A 1,734-nucleotide genomic window follows, 5' to 3' on the forward strand; every position below is an offset into this window, starting at 1 on the left:
CTAGTAGTGCTTCGTTACGTTGGGTGATCTTGCCTGGTGGTGGGCATCGTCCGGTCATGAAGTTGGGGGAGGTGGAACGGCTCCGGGGTGAGATATCGGAGTTCGTTGCCGATGTGTTCGCCTCGTTGCCGCGGCGGGATCAGCGGCGGTGGGGCGGGTGTTATCTGCGGGGTCTGATGCTGGACGGGCGGCGCAAGTCGGTCCAGCCGATGGCCGAGCGGCTGCCGGACGGGAACATGCAGGCTCTGCAGCAGTTCGTGAACCAGTCGCCGTGGGATCCGCTGCCAGTGCGGCGGCGGATCGCCGAACGGCTGAGCGAGGCAATCACGCCGGAGGTCTGGGTGATCGACGACGTGTCGTTTCCCAAGTGCGGCACCGCTTCGGTCGGGGTGGCCCGGCAGTACTGCGGAGCTCTCGGGAAACGGGCGAACTGCCAGGTCGCGGTCAGTGTCCACGCCGCCACCGACGCTGCGTCCTGCCCGCTGGACTGGCAGTTGTATATGCCGCGGGAGTGGACGGACGAGCCGGACCGCTGCCGCAGGGCTGGGGTGCCGGACGAAGCCGTTGCCCATCGGGAGAAGTGGCGCCTGGCACTCGGCATGCTGGATACGCTCGCCGGCTGGGAACTGGAGGCGCCGGTGGTGGTCGCCGACGCGGGCTACGGCGTCAGCACCCCCTTCCGGACCGGCCTGGAGGAGCGCGGACTGTCCTACGTCCTCGCCCTGACCGGCAAGGAAGTCGCCCATGCCGAACAGGCCGAGCCGCACCGGCCCGCCTATGGCGGGCTCGGACCACCGACCCTGCCCCGCTACCGCACCCCGCCCCGAGCCGTCAGTGCCCTCGCGGCGGAAGTCGGCCCGGAACAGTTCGCCGAGGTCACCTGGCGCCAGGGCAGCAAAGGCCCGATGACCTCGCGGTTCACCGTCCTGACGGTCCGGCCGGCGGGCAAGCAGTCCCTGGCCGTGGCACAGACCGCGGGCGGCGGCCGCAACCGGTGGGACGGTGTCCTGCCCGCCCGGCCCCTCCTGGTCGAGTGGCCGCACGGCCAGGGCGCCCCGACGGGCTACTGGATATCGAACCTGCCCGCCACCACCCCGGTCGCCGACTTGGTCCGCTGGGCGAAGATGCGCTGGCGGATCGAACACGACTACCGCGAGCTCAAGCACGGCCTCGGCCTGGACCACTTCGAAGGCCGCACCTGGCGCGGCTGGCACCACCACGTCACCCTCGTCACCGCCGCCCAGGCCTTCCTCACCCTGCGGCGGCTCGACCCAAAAGCCCACACGCCGGCCTGACCCTCTACCAGGTCCTCGACACCCTCCAGGACCTGCTGAGGTGCTGGACCGGCACCTGTGTGACGTGCGGCCGAGATCTATCAGTACAGACGGGTACTCGTCACGGCTACAGGTACTCCACCCGAAGACCCGGCCGATAGAGCTCGCGGTATCGATCAAGGCAATCGGCCAGCATCATCGCCCCACCCGGGACACGTTCCGCCAACGGCTTCCAACCCACGAAACGCACATGCTCGGGGATGAGAACAAGGCCGCTGACGGCATCCCAGAAGGCAGCCCAGTTCCGACCGTAGAAGTCCGGAAAGTCGAACTCTCGCTGGAGCAGTCGGTGCAGCTCGTCCTCACTTGCGACTGAAGCTACGTCGATGATCACCATGGCCCGCATCCTAGGCACCATTCGCAACCTCACGGACAGCAGACCTAACGAAGCACTACTAGG

General features: G+C 68.1%; 2 protein-coding genes. One reads left to right on the forward strand and one right to left on the reverse strand.

The window, feature by feature from the left end; all coding sequences use genetic code 11:
• The first annotated feature begins 56 nt into the window (after positions 1 to 56).
• A complete protein-coding gene (locus AB0E19_RS38600; protein ID WP_362189890.1) occupies positions 57 to 1,295 on the forward strand; it encodes an IS701 family transposase in 1,239 nt (412 codons plus the stop codon).
• A 106-nt stretch (positions 1,296 to 1,401) separates the two neighbouring features.
• Here AB0E19_RS38600 and AB0E19_RS38605 read toward each other — a convergent pair whose 3' ends face one another.
• Positions 1,402 to 1,671, reverse strand: a complete 270-nt coding sequence (locus tag AB0E19_RS38605; RefSeq protein WP_362189888.1) for a barstar family protein — start codon at positions 1,669 to 1,671, stop codon at positions 1,402 to 1,404.
• Positions 1,672 to 1,734 lie beyond the last annotated feature (63 nt).

This window comes from Streptomyces sp. NPDC047974 (assembly GCF_040653375.1).
Lineage (GTDB): Bacteria > Actinomycetota > Actinomycetes > Streptomycetales > Streptomycetaceae > Streptomyces.

Bases quoted from the DNA above. Each gene is read 5' to 3' on its own strand.
- AB0E19_RS38600 (WP_362189890.1), top strand. From the start codon at position 57: ATGAAGTTGGGGGAGGTGGAACGGCTCCGGGGTGAGATATCGGAGTTC.
- AB0E19_RS38605 (WP_362189888.1), bottom strand. From the start codon at position 1,671: ATGGTGATCATCGACGTAGCTTCAGTCGCAAGTGAGGACGAGCTGCAC.